General features: G+C 45.1%; 12 protein-coding genes. 1 reads left to right on the forward strand and 11 read right to left on the reverse strand.

Going from position 1 to position 15,831, the window contains the following annotated elements; translation table 11 throughout:
* Nucleotides 1-25: 25 nt before the first annotated feature.
* The 4 genes from EYO21_02410 to EYO21_02425 form a co-directional block, all read right to left on the reverse strand.
* Complete coding sequence (locus EYO21_02410) at nucleotides 26-3,310, reverse strand: glycosyl hydrolase (protein ID HIB02664.1); 3,285 nt, start codon at nucleotides 3,308-3,310, stop codon at nucleotides 26-28.
* Nucleotides 3,311-3,398: 88 nt separating this feature from the next.
* A complete protein-coding gene (locus tag EYO21_02415) occupies nucleotides 3,399-4,700 on the reverse strand; it encodes a hypothetical protein (protein ID HIB02665.1) in 1,302 nt (433 codons plus the stop codon).
* 10 nt (nucleotides 4,701-4,710) lie between these two features.
* Entirely contained in the window at nucleotides 4,711-5,991 is a 1,281-nt protein-coding gene (locus tag EYO21_02420) for an aminotransferase class V-fold PLP-dependent enzyme (protein HIB02666.1), read from the reverse strand.
* A gap of 174 nt (nucleotides 5,992-6,165) precedes the next feature.
* Complete coding sequence (locus tag EYO21_02425) at nucleotides 6,166-7,725, reverse strand: M20/M25/M40 family metallo-hydrolase (GenBank protein ID HIB02667.1); 1,560 nt, start codon at nucleotides 7,723-7,725, stop codon at nucleotides 6,166-6,168.
* A gap of 282 nt (nucleotides 7,726-8,007) precedes the next feature.
* Here EYO21_02425 and EYO21_02430 point away from each other — a divergent pair, with 282 nt between their 5' ends.
* The gene (locus EYO21_02430; GenBank protein HIB02668.1) at nucleotides 8,008-9,744 is read left to right on the forward strand and encodes an aldehyde dehydrogenase family protein; all 1,737 of its coding nucleotides are present in this window, start codon (nucleotides 8,008-8,010) and stop codon (nucleotides 9,742-9,744) included.
* Nucleotides 9,745-9,835: 91 nt separating this feature from the next.
* On the opposite strand, the gene EYO21_02435 is transcribed toward EYO21_02430, so the two are convergent.
* From EYO21_02435 to EYO21_02465, 7 genes are all read right to left on the reverse strand, one after another.
* Nucleotides 9,836-10,534, reverse strand: coding sequence for a sulfotransferase family protein (locus EYO21_02435; protein HIB02669.1), 699 nt, complete (start codon nucleotides 10,532-10,534; stop codon nucleotides 9,836-9,838).
* Nucleotides 10,535-10,660: 126 nt separating this feature from the next.
* Nucleotides 10,661-11,371, reverse strand: coding sequence for an acylhydrolase (locus EYO21_02440; GenBank protein HIB02670.1), 711 nt, complete (start codon nucleotides 11,369-11,371; stop codon nucleotides 10,661-10,663).
* Nucleotides 11,372-11,462: 91 nt separating this feature from the next.
* Entirely contained in the window at nucleotides 11,463-11,732 is a 270-nt protein-coding gene (locus EYO21_02445; GenBank protein ID HIB02671.1) for a hypothetical protein, read from the reverse strand.
* A 107-nt stretch (nucleotides 11,733-11,839) separates the two neighbouring features.
* Nucleotides 11,840-12,664, reverse strand: coding sequence for a DUF4198 domain-containing protein (locus tag EYO21_02450; protein HIB02672.1), 825 nt, complete (start codon nucleotides 12,662-12,664; stop codon nucleotides 11,840-11,842).
* A gap of 82 nt (nucleotides 12,665-12,746) precedes the next feature.
* Nucleotides 12,747-13,700 carry an alpha/beta hydrolase gene (locus EYO21_02455; GenBank protein HIB02673.1) on the reverse strand — a complete coding sequence of 318 codons (954 nt, stop codon included), beginning with the start codon at nucleotides 13,698-13,700 and terminating at the stop codon, nucleotides 12,747-12,749.
* Between the two features lie 151 nt (nucleotides 13,701-13,851).
* The gene (locus EYO21_02460) at nucleotides 13,852-15,114 is read right to left on the reverse strand and encodes a sterol desaturase family protein (protein ID HIB02674.1); all 1,263 of its coding nucleotides are present in this window, start codon (nucleotides 15,112-15,114) and stop codon (nucleotides 13,852-13,854) included.
* Nucleotides 15,115-15,391: 277 nt separating this feature from the next.
* A complete protein-coding gene (locus tag EYO21_02465) occupies nucleotides 15,392-15,706 on the reverse strand; it encodes a hypothetical protein (protein HIB02675.1) in 315 nt (104 codons plus the stop codon).
* Nucleotides 15,707-15,831: the final 125 nt, after the last annotated feature.

Raw genomic sequence — 15,831 nt, forward strand, 5'->3', positions numbered from 1 at the left:
TCGCCAGAACTCTTGCGAACTGGTTTTAACGCCGAGGAAGAGGTTCCCCTTCTATCCAAGGTGCACCGGCTTCAAGCAAGTCCTGCGCCAGTTCGGACATTTTCTCCCGTGCTGATTCCAGGTCTCTCCTGGCTTCTGTCAACTGATCCATAGCGATCTCCAAGCTCATTCTGTTGGTTTCCGTAGGACCATAACTGGACTGGCCTACGCCACGAGATACGGAGAAGAGGCGATCGGTGATGGTCGGTTTTGTTTTTTCACCGGGCTCATTTTTAGACTGGTTTCCGGATACTTTGCCTTCCAGCTCCAGAATTTCCATACGGAGATCGTGGAGACGCTTGTCAAGATCTCCGGCATCGGCAGTGGAGTTTGCCAATGCCAACTTCATTCCTTTTACTTTAGTCATAGCGTTATTGAAAGCCAAGTTAAGCGCACTGGCAGAGCGGGCTGCATCTTCATACTTTCGCCAAAATTTAGCCACATCTGCGGGTCTGGCACCAGACAGTGCCCCTTTTCTGAGACGAACTACTTCAAACTGCGCTGTTTCCGACAGTTTTTCTACTTTACCGTCCATCTGTTTGTACAGGGTGGCTGTGTAAGTTCCGGGCGGTGCCAGGAAGCCTCCGGACGGTTCATCAAACAAGGGTTCTTCGCCGCTGGCTTCCAATTCGATGGCATCCGGGGCCGGGTATCTTAAATCCCAGGCCACTCTATGAAATCCCTTCTTAGCAATCCCAGGTACTCGCCTGACTACGTTGCCACCGCGATCTTCCACAGAGATCCAGATTTTAGGTTCTTCCTGCCGCCGTTCAGCCTCAAGGGCGTCCCAACCAGGGAACGGAACATCTCGATTTTTTTCATTTAATGACTCTTCTTTTTTCAGCCGGATATCTTTCAATGTTTTGTAATCATCTTTCAGGTAGTAAGTGAAGACAGCACCATGCGGTGGGTTGGGTGAAACGAAGTGGTCGGCACCCTGATCACCTTTTTGGCCGTAAAAGCCGAGATGTGACCTGGGGATGTACCACCACGTCTTCCGGACCGGGAAAAGTGTTGCTTCCTCCTGCATCTGTTTTTCAGAGACCCCCCGAAGAACTGTGTAATCGTCAAACACATAAAAACTCCGACCAAAAGAAGCACCCACAAGATCGTTCTCTCTGCGCTGAATGGCCAGATCACGGAACGATATAACCGGGACACCACCTGTCAGTTTCGTCCACACTTCACCTCCATCGACAGAAAAGTAGATGCCGAATTCTGTGGCAGAAAATAGCAATTCAGGTTTGACATGATCCTGAACAATGCGCCATACCAGTGTCCTGTCTGGAATGTTTCCCTTTATGGAACGCCAGCTCTTGCCTCCGTTGGTAGTTTTATAGAGATAGGGTTGATAATCACCGTATTTGTGGTTGTCCAAGGCTATGTAAGCGGTGTTGGCATCGAAGAGATCCGCTTTGATGTCATTTACATAAGCTGTGGCGGGGACACCGGGTAGTGTGCCCACTTCAATTTCCTTCCAGTTTTTACCACCGTCTTCGGTCATTTGGACTAGACCGTCATCGGTACCGATATAAATCAACCCTTCCTTTTGGGGGGATTCAGCAATGGAAGTTATGGTGTTGTAGGTGGACATGGCTCCCACGTCCCATGCATTGTCCCAGCTTTGTAATCTTCCCATAATTGGGAGAGAAAAACGTTCTTCGTTACGCGTGAGATCACCTGACACAGCTTTCCAGCTATCACCTCTATTATCAGATCGCCAAAGCCGATGTGAGCCAAAATAAAGCCGGGTGGGGGAGTGGGGACTGACAAAAATGGGCGCATCCCAGTTGAAGCGTTCATAGTCTTCATCAACACCAGGTTGGGGAACAATGTCCACCACTTCACCGGTGGTTAGGTCGATTCTGGACAACGTTCCCTCCTGACGCTGTCCGTACATGATGTCAGGATTACCGGGCTCAGTAGCAGGCTGGTGACCGTCCCAGTCCAATACCACCCTCCAGTCAGAATTTTGAATGCCCTGTGCATTGTCTGTTCTTGACGGACCGCCCTGGGTGCTGTTGTCCTGCGTGCCTCCATAGATATTATAGAACGGTTCGGCGTCATCTACCGCCACCTTGTAGAACTGTGTAATAGGCATATTCTCCATGAATCGCCAGTTTTCTTCTAGATCAAAACTTTCATACAGACCGCCGTCAGTTCCCACCAGAAGGTAATCGGGATCATCTGGACGGAAAGCGATAGCGTGGTTGTCACCGTGCTTGTTCTGTTCTTTCATCCGTCTGAAGGTTTTACCACCGTCTTCGGAGACCTGCATGCGGCTATCCACGAGATAAAGCCTGTCAAACTTGTGAGGTGAGGCGTAGAGCTCCTGGTAATAGTGAGGGCCCGTGGCACCTGAGACTGTGGTCGACCTTTTCTCCCAAGTGACCCCCCGATCTGTGGAACGGTACATAGCTCCTTTCCTCCGGTCCAGCTCAATGGCTGCGTAAAGAACGTCTGGACTTTGGGAAGAGATGGCGAGTCCGATCTTTGCCATGTTGGTTGTGGGCAGACCTTTGGTCATTTTCTCCCAACTTTCCCCACCGTCATTACTTTTGTACAGTGCTGTGCCGGGACCACCACCCATGTAGGCAGCGATGGTTCTGTGTCTCTGCCAGGTGGCGGCATAAAGTCTTTCAGGATCCCGAGGATCAATAACCATCTCCGTAGCACCTACCCATTCCTTGTCACCCAGGACTTGCTTCCATTTATTACCACCATCTATGGATTTGAATACACCCCGCTCACCCCCTTTAGACCAGAGGGGTCCCTGGGCCGCTACCCAGATGATGTTGGCATTGTTGGGATGAACGATGATCCTGGATATATGTTCGGACTCCTTGAGCCCCATGTTGGTCCAGCTTTGTCCGCCGTCATCACTACGGTATATGCCGTCTCCGTAACCCATATGCCTGCCACCCACATTTTCACCTGTTCCCAGCCAGACTGTTTCCGGGTTGTTGGGATCGATGGTAACTGTACCCGTGGAGTAAGAGCCTTGGTCATCAAAAATGGGTGTCCAGGTGACGCCTGCATTCACTGTTTTCCAAACGTTCCCTGATCCTACGGCTACATACCAAATATTGTCATCATGGGGATGGATAGCGATATCGGCAATTCTACCCGCCATGAGTGCCGGACCGATACTCCTCAGCTTAAGCCCTGAAAAATTTTCATCGGTCCAAACAGACTTGCTCTGCGCCGTGAGGGAGGTGCTCAATAGAGCTGTAGCTAAAAGAATAATGAACGGTGATTTATGATTTTTCATGATTTCATCCCCACTTCTGATTTTTTGAACTTATGGAATCTACAAAATTTTCTCCATGTGCGATTTTCTATGTTGCAGGTACATCCATCTAGTTGCCTACATGGTCAACTGTCAGGGTCGGTATTCCGTCCTTCCAGCGTACAACATAAAGGTCTCCGTACTGATCATCTTCAATTGTGATTTTCTCAGGAATAACCAGCAACTCAATGAGGCCAGGTAAAGTGTTAGAGTGTCCGGCAATGACCACATTCTGATCACAATTATTCTTGAACAGAACGTCTATTTGTTTCTCAGGATCATCCGCCGATATTACGACTGCCTCCACGGACCACGCTTTTGTCAGCGGGGCTACAGTTTGCTGTGTCCTTTTATACTGGCTTGAATAGACAGCGCCTGCCTCAATAGTGCTCATGGCAAGAGCGAGTGCCTCAGCGCGTTCGAAACCTTCAGATGTTAGATCAGGGTCATCTTCCCCTGGGATAATCATCTTTTCAGCGTGGCGAATAAGATAGACAACTGAAGGTCTGCACACTTCCTCGACAACAACCACAGCAATCTTATCACCTCTGGGGCTCACAGCAAGGCGGGTGATGCCGGTGAGACCGAAATCGCTCAGGTCGGCTATTTCCGTCCAGTGTTGCTCCTTTTCGGGATCAAGTTTGTAGAGTCTGGCGCCTTCCCCGGTGAGGAGCTTTCCGGAAGGAGTCCAGGCATAATCATCCGACTCCTTATGGGTCATGCCGATATAACCGATCTTTCCCGTTTCAGGGTGGAATGAATTAATTGTCCACTGTTTCTCCTTCTTACTCACATAACTCATCACTTCTCTTCCGGGAACAGCATGGAGAGACCGCCCGATGGTATTGTCCAGTACCGTATTCGTTCCCCGTTTTAGATCAGAGGACTGAAGGGTAGGAGGGTCGCCCAGTACGAAAGATATGAGACGGTTTTTGTCAACCCAGCTGTGATAGCCGATCTTGAGATCGGGAACGAGAACTTCCCCTTCGCCGCTCCTCATGTTGTATTTGTAGAGCAGCTGAGTCCCGTCTTTCTCCAGAAGAATGGCAGAGAATGTTTGTGTACTCCCAATTTGAATAGGGGAGTATTCACTTCCTTCTGTTTCAGTGAGCCAGGTTTTCCTGTTGATTCTCATGTTATACCGAACAATATCGGTTTGGCCGTTGCGGGTGGAGGTGAAGAGAACTTCCCGGCCATTTGTCATGAATGAAGGCTGGTTATCATATCCCCGATTGCTGGAGATATTAACGGGGTTAGAGACTGAAAAGTGGTTATTGACCTCTTTGAGATCGAATAAGTAAACCTCACTCGCAGGCTGTCCTGAAACTGCGGAGAGATACACAATTGAGATCAGAAGAAGTTTTGATCTCACAATTTGAGTCCTATAGCCCTTTTCGCAAGTAGCGCCTTATGGCGCCTACTGCCCTTTCCACATCGCTATTTGAGTTATAGAAGTGGGGGGAAAAGCGAACCCCCGCCCAATTCTCACCTCCCAGGTTAGCAGCGACAATGCCGTCCTCTTCGAGGGCTTTCACCACTTTCGCCGGCTCGAGGTTAGCGGGGCGGAAAGTGACCACCGCCGAACGGAGGGCGCGTTCATTCGAGGTAAAGATGTATACACCTTTTATCTTTTGAAGCTCTTCAATGATTTCGGTTGCGATATCCCCGCTCCTTTCTTCGATCTTCTCCTGACCGATTTTCCGGAGAAACTTAATTTGTTGCCCAAAGGCGTGAATGGCGGGAGTATCACGCTGGCCTAGTCCTTCGTGTGTCTGGGCCAACCCCTCACGACCCTTGTAGGCGCTGTAAATGGAAGGCCAAAACCTCTCCTGGATAGATTTGTTTACAAACAGAACGCCGGTCTCCTTGGGACCGCATGGCCACTTGTGAGCGCTGCCGGAGTAAAAGTCGGGCTGAATCTCGGAAAGATCAACATCCAGCAGACCTAGGCTTTGAGCACCGTCTATCAGCGTGATTATCCCCCTCTTTCTTGCCATACCGCAAAGCTCCTTGGCGGGGAAGAGATCTCCCACTGTGTTGCTCAGGTGCGTGAAAGAGAGGACGCGGGTGCGAGGAGTCAAGGCCTTTTTAAACGCTTCCAAGTAGTAGTCAAAACCGGGGTGGGGATTCAGAGGAGAAACTTCATTAACAGTGAAGCCGAATCGCTTACCTCTCTCTTTCCACGCCTCATTGTTGCTAGGATGATTATCCGAAAAGATTACTACTTCATCACCGGCTCTCAGATCGAGACCGTTGGAGACCCAGTTGTTGGACTCGCTAGTGTTTCGTGTGATTAGAATCTCTTCCGGGGTTACTCTCAGATATTTGGCCAACTGTTGACGTGTCTTCTCCTTAACCTCTCTCATCTCTGCCCGGTAGCTCGGTACCGGTTTACTATCGAGGCGCTTCGTGTAATTGTAAACGGTCTCAAGAACCGGCGCAGGGGACGGGCAGAGATTAGCAGCATTTAGCACTGTGAGTTCAGGCGGCATGAGGAACTGAGATCTTATAGTTTTCCAGTCCACTGTACCGGCAGACGTAATTGGGTCAGTCATTCTTACCGGCTTTGAACCGAGCAATGTCTGGTGGCTCAGGATTGCGGCAGAACCTCCCATTGCAAAAAGACGGGCAAACTCACGACGGCTCATGGAATGTGTCGTCATAGAAACCTCCACTGTTGAGTTAAATAACCTGAGCTACCCCACGAACGGGGAAACTAGCAACCGAAGGCGGTAAAACCAACCTGAGTCAGTTAAGTAGGAAACGGTTTGAAGAGTTAGTAACTCAATTAACCTGGAGATCAGAATAGAGTGAAAATCAACGTCAGAATCACTGTGTCAATTCCTTTTCCGGGGCAACTTTTCATTCAGCTTGGCCGCGTGGTAAACAAAGGAAGCCATGATGACAGCATTTTTTTTCAGGTCATCAATGGGCAGTGTATCATAGTAATCCATGTTGGTGTGGCCTCCTGTGCCGCCGACACGGTCCTGCAAAAACTGGAATGCCGGAAGGCCAACCCGGTCAAAAGATACATGATCTGTACTCCCTACACTTTGAGATGAGATAGTTGTCATTCCAAGGTCCTTAAAAGGTTCCATCCAGGATGTAAAGATTTGCCGAACATGTTCATTTTCCTGGAGATGAATACCTCTGTATTGTCCTGGGCCATAGTCTTGATTGAAATAGGCTGAAAATTTCTTATAGCCCGGTTTCAAACCGATCTCAGGGTCATCAGGATTGCCGAAATGCTTGTAGACATATTCCCTGGAGCCGTGGATTCCCTGTTCTTCACCTGACCAGAGGGCAATTCGAATAGTTTTCCTGGGCTTGGCGCCCACTGCTTTCAGGATACGGACAGCCTCCAGCATAACTGCCACACCGGAGGTGTTGTCGCTGGCGTTGGGGCTGGCGTGCCAGGTATCGAAATGGGCTCCCAGCATCACTACCTCATTCTTTTTGACTGACCCCGGTATTTCACCCAGAACATTGCTGGCTTTTTGAACTTTCTTACCCACCGTGGTTTCGATTTCTATTTTAATTTTTACAGGGATGTCTCTTTCAAGGATCCGGTACATACGGTTGTAGTGTTCAGGGTTAACGGCGACAATGGGCAGGTGAGCCAGTGTTTCTTCTCGCGCCCATTTATCGATCTTGGCTCCGGGTCGGGCAAAACCGCGAACGGCGCCGGGCCAGCCACTACGGGATTCAAGGATCACCACGGCACCTTCTTCTTTAAAGAAAGTGTTCCGTTCTACATTTGTAATCAGGTCGGGATTGGCAGGGGGGCGAGGTTTACGGGGACCAGGCGGTATGGGTTTTTCGGCCTTTTCCCGCAACTCCTCATCACTCCACCGCTGGACACCTTCACTGTAGCGGGTCAGATCAATGATTGGCGGTGGTGTTGCCAGGACCGCCTTTCCCTTAAGCTTGTTTTTGAACTTCTCTTGGTCAGCTTTTGTCTTTATATCCGCAATAACGACATCAAGTTTTTTCCGGCCGGTGATACCCGGCGTATGGGCAATGGGGTACCCGACCATGACCTGGTAATCCGGTTCCAAAAGATGTAATGAAAAATAGGTGTTGTCCCAGCTGACGCCGTAATCCATAAACGGTTCTATCTTCCTGTTTTCCAGACCAATACGCTTCATTTCCTCCATGGCCCATGCCTGAGCCCGGCGCATGTCCTGTGAATTGGTGAGGCGGGCGCCTAGAACATCGGTCATATAGGATAGGGTGTTGGGGAGCTCTGAACGGTGAAATCCTTCCTCCCGGATCTTGGCAACCATTTCCCAATCTACTGGGTACTGTTGATCAATATTCTGTCCGTTGACATGTGACTCAGCAAGCAGGAGCAGTAACAATAAAATTGTAAACATAGTGTGAAGGTATTTCTTCACGGAAAAATCCCCGTTTCTGGTTGAAATTGGCAAATTAGGTTGAAAAACATAATGTTGATATTAAAAGGTTTGTTTAAAAGGGCGTATATCCGTTTTCTGCATCAGTGCTTGTCAAACCTACATATAATTGAAGCGGAGTGACAAGTCCTGAGAGGAAAATACAATAAATCCCTCATTATACAGTGGTTTCTTGAGTGGTCAGGGCAAAAGTACTTGTCATGTAGTAGGTGGTAGTTCAGCTAATGGCAATTTCTTCAAGTTATTCCATAAGATTACCTAACTTTGTCGAAACTTGAACTTTTTATGGTAGGCACGACACACTTAGATCAGGCTATTGATATCCTGAAGGCTCACAAGGATGAATGGGCCCTGATGCCCATGGAGGAAAGGATTCCCTATTATGAGGGCCTGGTTAGCAAAACAGCAGCAATAGCAGAGGATTGGGTCTTTGCTGCCGCAAAAGCAAAGTCGATTCCCACAGATTCACCGCTCGTGGGTGAAGAGTGGTCCTCAGGACCATGGGCATTCATTTATGGAGTTGACAGTATTCTTGGTACGCTGCGGGCACTGAGCCAAGGGAAACCCCCTCCTATTGGTAAGGTCCGAGAAAGGTCTGATGGACAGATTATTGCGAATATTTTCCCAAACAGTATTTATCACAGGCTGCTTCTGAATGGTATCCGGGGTGAAGTGTGGATGCAAAGTGAAGTTACTCGGGAAAACCTTCACGATAATATGGCCGTCGCTTATAAGAATGGTGAATCAAAGGGGCAGTTGTCTCTTGTGTTGGGTGCTGGCAACGTTACCAGCATACCTTCCTTGGACGTTCTTGATAGGCTGTTTGCCCACAAGTCAGTTTGTCTACTGAAACTTCATCCTCTAAACGACTATCTTGAGGAATTCTTTCTTGAGATTTTTCAGGATTTTATCTCAGCCGGTTTTGTTCAGATCGTTACCGGTGGGGCAGATATCGGCAAATATCTATGTGGTCATGAATATGTTGACCATATACACATCACTGGCGGGGACAAGACCTATGAAGCTATTGTTTACGGGCCGGGGCCGGATGGCCAGTCCCGGAAAGAACGGGATGAGCCCATAACGAACAAATCCATGACTGCCGAGCTGGGATGTGTTTCTCCTGTCATTGTTGTGCCGGGGCCGTGGTCTGAAGCTGACATCAAATTTCAGGCGGAGAATATCGCCTCGCAAAAAATGCACAATGGTGGTTTTAACTGTATCGCCAGTCAGATCCTGGTCCTTCCGGGAACCTGGGACAGGAGTAAGGGCCTGCTGGACAGTGTTCGCAGCACTATTGAGAGTATGGCACCCAGAGAACCGTACTATACCGGAGCTGGTAACCGTTATGATGCCGTGAAAAATGCATATCCCAACGGCGAACTACTTGATGAACCCGGTGAATGTCAGGTACCACGAATGCTGATCACCGGTCTCGATGCGGATGACCGCGAGCAGTATGTCTTCAATAAAGAGGTCTTCGTAGGTGTGCTGGGTCAGACGGCCCTACCTGGTGCTGATGCAGGTGAGTTCTTACAGAATGCAGTACAGTTCTGTAATGAAAAACTGTGGGGAACGCTGGGCGCTAGTATCATCATCCATCCCAAGACCATGAAAGAACTTGGGGCTGAGTTCGAAGATGCCATAGGGGACTTGCGCTACGGTGCCATCGGTGTAAATGCGTGGTGCGCTCTGGCATTTCTGACAGCGGAATCGACCTGGGGAGCTTTCCCGGGTCATGTAAGATCAGATATCCAGAGTGGTACGGGTGTTGTGCACAATTCACGGCTTTTCGAAAAACCGGAGAAGACAGTAGTTTATGCGCCTTTTACTCCGTTTCCTCGCAATCTCATAACAGGTGAAATGCATATGTTCCCTAAACCGCCTTGGTTTGTAAAAAACAAACAGGCACACAATGTTTCTAAGAGGTTTACTTATTTCCAGGCAAAGCCAGGCCCCATGCATCTACCGGGGCTGTTCTTTTACGCCCTACGGGGATAGAAGAAAAACTCCTTCTTTATAGACAGACAGGCTTATTTGATTACCGGGGTGATAGGATTTGAACCTACGCTCCCTGCTTTTCGGAGAGTATTCATCTGACAAAAAATAGTAAACCAACCGTAATCACTGCAAGAATGACCAATACATACGGCATTAACCTTGCAAAATACAGTGTCATAATCATTCTATTACTGGTGTTCAAGTGTGGGAACGGTCTATTTTCCGGTATGCCCACACCCAAAAAGTCACACAGCGGTCCCCAACCGTCCTTCACGTCAAATATCAGCAGATCTTCTTCAGGTACAGTTTGCCTCACATTTTGAATATGATCTTGATATACCCTGCTAGCAAATTCTTTGTTGCTAAACCTGCCCTTAAAGAGGCCGTCCCAGATCAACAGATCGGTCATTTCAATAAACTGTCCCATAGGAGGAATGATACGCTGCAGCCATACCGGAACAGTTGAGGGCACCCTGTAAATAGTCCTGACCGTACTCTGATACCACGAATCCGTGTCCCGTACCGTAAGGATAATTTTTGCGTCTGGGTATCTCGTTTTTAGTTCGTTGTAGAACAGGCTGGCAGGGAAATCCACAGTGGCATTGAACTTCTTAAATATATAGTCCCAATCCACTGGCTTGTCCCTTCCCGCATCGCGCCACGCCCTGATATGTTTTGGCCGTTTGATGACACTTTTCATGTGGTAGCATTTGCCGAAACCGAGGAGTTCTAACGCAACTTTTAAAGACAGCGTGCCTGTGCGGCCGAATCCTGCACCGATAACTTTCATACAACTTAAGAATCTGGCGGTGTGTTACATATTGTTACAAAGGAGGGTGGTTATAGGCTTTTTCATTATTGCAAATAATTACCCTATAGTGTGGCTCCTTAAGATTGGGAATTAGGTTGAGAAGGATCAATTTTCTTTACTAAGTGTAGTTGCTATAGCTGCCTCTGCAAGAGTGGACATTATTTTGTATCCATTCTTGTTTGGATGAACACCATCATAAGTGTAATCCTTTATTAACCCTTTTTTATCATCTACCATTAACGAATAATAATCAAGATACATGATTTCATTATTTAGAGCATAATTCCTGATGATCTCATTTAAAGCGTTGATCTTTTCAACGGGATTAAGTCCGGTCTTCCAAGTGTAATCATACACTGGTAGGACCGAACAAATAATAATCTTTATATCATTAATTATTGATAGTTCAGCCATTGAAATAATATTATTGGCTATCATTTCAATGGTTGAAGGACCAGTATTCTCAGCTATGTCATTGGTCCCAGCTAATATAATTACTAGTTCCGGGTTTAGATTGATAACGTCGGCTCTGAACCTTAATAACATTTGCGGAGTTGTTTGTCCGCTGATACCGCGATTGATATATGGTTTACCTGAAAAGAATTCGGGGTGAATCGTCTTCCACCCTTCAGTAATTGAATTACCCATAAATACTATTCTATTCCCATTTGAAGGAGTTAACGCGAGTTCTGCATTTTCATTTCTGTATCGGCTAAAATTGGCCCAATCTTGAGCAGACACAACAGTGTCTTGAGCGGACACAATACTCAAAAGAAAAAATGCATAAAATAATTTATTGGATTTTTCCCTCAACATTGTCTCTCTTTCATGCCGACCGTTTCCAGGTCGGTTTCCAGGTTGAGATTGAGAAACTGGTTTAGGAGTGTGACAACGACTTGTTTCACTGCTAAAATACCTCGTATAACCATTTACCTGTCCTGACAACAATTAGTAATGTGCAGAACCAACTGAAGGACAAAAGTATTAGCATCAATAAAACTACCATCCAGATGACGTAATAACTTTCACCGCGAAGCAAACCCTGACTTACAATGATATAAACACCAAAGGCATTGGGTATTAGGAAGCTGAGCTTGGCAATTTTTTCCACACCTTCATTCGTAATCCCGATCCAATCAATTATTTTCTTTAACCGAAAGTTGAAAAGAATACTCATGATCCTGTATCTACATTACATGATGAGGTTTCCATTTATGCTTTTTGGGATAACGCTCACAATAAAGAAATTATTATCTTGATTAACTTGATCATCTGAAAAAACAGTTACTGGATATAAAATGTAAGAGTAGCCCAATTCGATTCGTAGTCAAAATCTTTCTTGTCACTTTTCACCATATGGATGAGACGGATATACCACTCGCCACTTTCAATTAATTCTATCTTTCCAAATCCTTTAGCATCAGTTCTTGTCGTAATTGCTTCTTCATGACTGCCATCATCGGAATGTCCGTGGAAATCGCCATGGCTTGCGTAGACAAGTTGATTGGCTACAGGCTTGCCGTCTCGGAGAACCTGGAACGCCATTTCATCTCCCTTTTGAAGTTTGTAAGGATTTTGAGAAGGGATGATCTCAATTGGGTAGCCGAGATTGGCGTTGAATGACCCGGTTCGTTTGGTACCTACCTGAATCACGGTTTTGACATGTTTGGAGTAAAGCTCCCGGGCGGGCTGATTAGTTTCACCACTTTTCTTGCGTTCCGCCAAAACATCCGTGACCCCGTCATGTGTCAGATAACCATTGAAATCTTCGGCGGAGAGTTCAATAGTATTTGTCTTTGTTGAGACACCTACCACGTGGGTTCCGGTTTTATTCATCTCTAAATCAAGTAAAGTTTCATACCACCCGTCTCGCCATTGCTTTTTGTCGATACTCTTTCGTTTACCGTTGGGATCTACCATGCTGACATCAATCATTCGGTCCCTGGTAATGATATTTTCACTTTTCTCAAACGTTCCGTTATAGAGTGCGACCGTTATACTTGTATTTGGCTCAACAATATATAATCGCAGTTTCAGAAACATATCGTGCGCGGTGAGAAGGGAGACACCGAGCAACAGAGTGATGCATAAAGCTGTAAACTTCTTCATAATTGATCCTCTACTTTCGGTTGGTTGTTATTTTTATAGCTATTAATTAAAAGTTATTTTGAGAAGAGATTCTTCAACATGATTATTTTATCGTATTTCTCTCGATGAGATCCAATATTGATACTGAAACTTCTTCATAGGCTTCTTGTATCAACCAGTGACCAGCATCTATTTCAACAAATTGATAGGGTCCCATCATATATTTTTTAGTTAACTCAGCTCCTGTCCTGCCCAGAGCAATATCCTTATTACCCCAAATTAATTGACTAGGCGTTTTTACTTCACCGAAAGTGATCAAATTATCATCAGTGATCTTTGTACCAATGTTAGCCCTGTACCAATTTAATGCAGCTTTCAGTGCGCCTTCCTGATTGAAGACATTCATGTAAACCTCAATTTGATCATCAGTACTCTTTCTCCAGATTTTTTTCAAATTTCGATAGTTGTTAAATGAAAAATAAAATTCCGGTATAAGAGGAAGTCTAAAGAAACCGAAGTATCTGCTCTTTTTTCTTTGATCTTTATCGTTTTGATACGCTGTACGAAATGCTAACATATGGGGGACTGACATTGCTGTCCAGCTAAGAACACGATCCGGCTTTAATGCAACAACCCCCCAGCCAATAGATGAACCCCAATCATGACCCACTAAATGGAACTTCTCAAATTCGAAAGAATCTGCAATGGAAAACACATCAGCCACTATTTTCTTCATGGTGTATTCAGTTATCTGCTTTGGCCGAGCTTTGGAGCTGTAACCTCTCTGATCTGGAGCAACAACTTTATGTCCCTTACCTGAAATCAGTTTCATTAGATCGATCCACATGTGGGATGTTTCAGGGAAACCATGAAGGAGAATAACACCATCGCCATCGTTTGACATACCCGCCACCCGGCAATCAAAAACAAAATTGCCAATATTTACTTCAGCTATGGATATATCTTGGATTTGAATTTTCTGTTTTGGGTTCGTTGATTTTTCTTGACAGGCAATATTTTGTAAGATCAGAATGATTATAATAAATAATTTTATCATTATCTTCTAACATAATTCATTAATTATCAATACTCCTACAGACCAAAAACTCTGCTAGCAAAGTTACAAACCCAAACCTATCGAACTATGAGACCTATTGGAGGTCTTCTAATTAATCGACTAGCGTGATGATCTAAATGATTTATGAAATTTATGCTGGATGTGGATGGGGGGAACTTATTTTTTTTTCATTTTTAAAATATACCGTCAGCAAAAATGATGTAATGAAATATAAAATAAGTGCATAAACATAAACGCCATTTAAACCAAACCAGTTATAATTTTGAAAATAGAGCAAGCTAAATACCAAAATCAACTTCACAGATTCTGCTGCCAACGCATAATTGCGTTGATCTAATGTAGATGTGAATGAGAAAATGTTGGCAATAAGAATAACCGCGTATAGATAATTCATGGTTGTACTGAAACTTGGAATAATTGAAAAAAAATGGAACATCAATATGTTCGTTATCACAAGCTGTGTCCATGACCAGGCAATCAACAACGGTGAATTTTTCGTATTATATTTTATTTGTTTTTTTGGATCTGCGATCGTCTGAAGTGGATATTTTTCTTTTACATCAGCCGGGCGCCAACCGGTGGGCATAAACCAGATCCGTAGCTTATCAAGGACCCGTTCCGTGTGCCAAGCATCTTTGATCAGATGCCACATATGCTTGAAATTAATTATCATAGGATTCCAGGTCTTCATCTGTTTAAGTGTACCATAGACCGGGTTTACATTATCTAGTTCCGGCTGGAAGGTTCCAAACAGCTTATCCCAGATAATTAAGATCTGGCTATAGTTTTTGTCGATATACTCAGGATTAATCGCGTGGTGGACCCTGTGATGAGATGGCGTAACCAGGATATATTCTAACAAGCCCAGTTTACCGATCAGTTGTGTGTGATACCAGAACTGCATAAAAAGATGCAAAGGGCCCAGAATTGCGAAAATTGCGGCAGGAACACCTAACAATGCTGCGGGTATCATAAAAATTGCCGAAAAGCGTAGCGTATTTGAAATCGACTGGCGCAGGGCGCAGGAAAGGTTAAAATCTTCGCTGCTGTGGTGGATTATATGTCTGTTCCAGAAAATATTTACGCGATGATTTAGCCGATGCATCCAGTAGCCGGAAAAATCTTGAACCATAAAAGCTATAACAACGGCAAGCCAGACGGGCTCCAGCTTATAGACAGTCATATGATCGACCAACCAGGCATAACTGATGATTGCAAAGCTAAATTTTACTCCATCACGGATCGTATTTGTAATTCCGGAGCTCAGGCTTGAGATTACATCTGCAGAACGGTTGATTTCTACTCCTTTGAATTTCGCAGCTATCGCTTCAAAAAGAATAAGCACTATAAAAGTGGGAATCACAAAGAATAGGGATTTTATGTAGAATTGCATTTCCGCCGTGTTTGTTTAAGGTTGTTTAAACAATTATTAGCCTAATTAGGAATTACTCCAATGAAACAATATTGCACTTACCAGTTCTAAATGTCTATTAACAATAATCCCGCCGGGCGGGTGTTACAATTACTCAACAATTTGCGAGAATGTTTTATTCTGACTGTACCCCAGTCATTTTCCAGGTTGCGATTGGGAAAGTGGTTGAAAAGAGTGGTAATGGGCTTTTTCATTTTACACTCTACTTAAAAGGCTTTTTATAGTATACCTGTTTTAGCTATCGGCAAAGTAAACCTTCTTCCTCTAATTGTTTTAAACACTTATTGAATATTTTTTTTGCCTCACGAGATTCGGCCCCTTCCATAGCATCATCTATTTTTTTTGAACATCTGAGCTTTACGTCAAGCTTCTCTCCAGTTATTTTATCTACTACTTTGTAATATTTTACCTGGCTGATTACAGTATCACCCTTTCCAAATTGTCCTTCCGAAAGCTTTTTTTCGATTGAAAGCATATTGTATATAAAAAAATCATATTTTTCGCCATTTGTTATTGTTTCTCTTTTTACGAGATGAATATTATCGTTATACATAGCGAACTCTCCAATAAAATAACCTGCAAAAAATTAATCAACTATGTGTCGTCTTCTATTATCCCAACCCTATTCCAGTCATCGGCCAAGTTTACGCAAGTGTTTGAGAAAACAAAATCATTTCA

The sequence above is a fragment of the Candidatus Neomarinimicrobiota bacterium genome, from assembly GCA_012964825.1.
GTDB lineage: Bacteria > Fidelibacterota > Marinisomatia > Marinisomatales > S15-B10 > UBA2125.

Bases quoted from the DNA above. Each gene is read 5' to 3' on its own strand.
- EYO21_02465 (HIB02675.1), bottom strand. From the start codon at position 15,706: ATGTATAACGATAATATTCATCTCGTAAAAAGAGAAACAATAACAAAT.
- EYO21_02410 (HIB02664.1), bottom strand. From the start codon at position 3,310: ATGAAAAATCATAAATCACCGTTCATTATTCTTTTAGCTACAGCTCTA.
- EYO21_02420 (HIB02666.1), bottom strand. From the start codon at position 5,991: ATGACGACACATTCCATGAGCCGTCGTGAGTTTGCCCGTCTTTTTGCA.
- EYO21_02440 (HIB02670.1), bottom strand. From the start codon at position 11,371: ATGTTGAGGGAAAAATCCAATAAATTATTTTATGCATTTTTTCTTTTG.
- EYO21_02445 (HIB02671.1), bottom strand. From the start codon at position 11,732: ATGAGTATTCTTTTCAACTTTCGGTTAAAGAAAATAATTGATTGGATC.
- EYO21_02435 (HIB02669.1), bottom strand. From the start codon at position 10,534: ATGAAAGTTATCGGTGCAGGATTCGGCCGCACAGGCACGCTGTCTTTA.
- EYO21_02460 (HIB02674.1), bottom strand. From the start codon at position 15,114: ATGCAATTCTACATAAAATCCCTATTCTTTGTGATTCCCACTTTTATA.
- EYO21_02450 (HIB02672.1), bottom strand. From the start codon at position 12,664: ATGAAGAAGTTTACAGCTTTATGCATCACTCTGTTGCTCGGTGTCTCC.
- EYO21_02455 (HIB02673.1), bottom strand. From the start codon at position 13,700: ATGATAAAATTATTTATTATAATCATTCTGATCTTACAAAATATTGCC.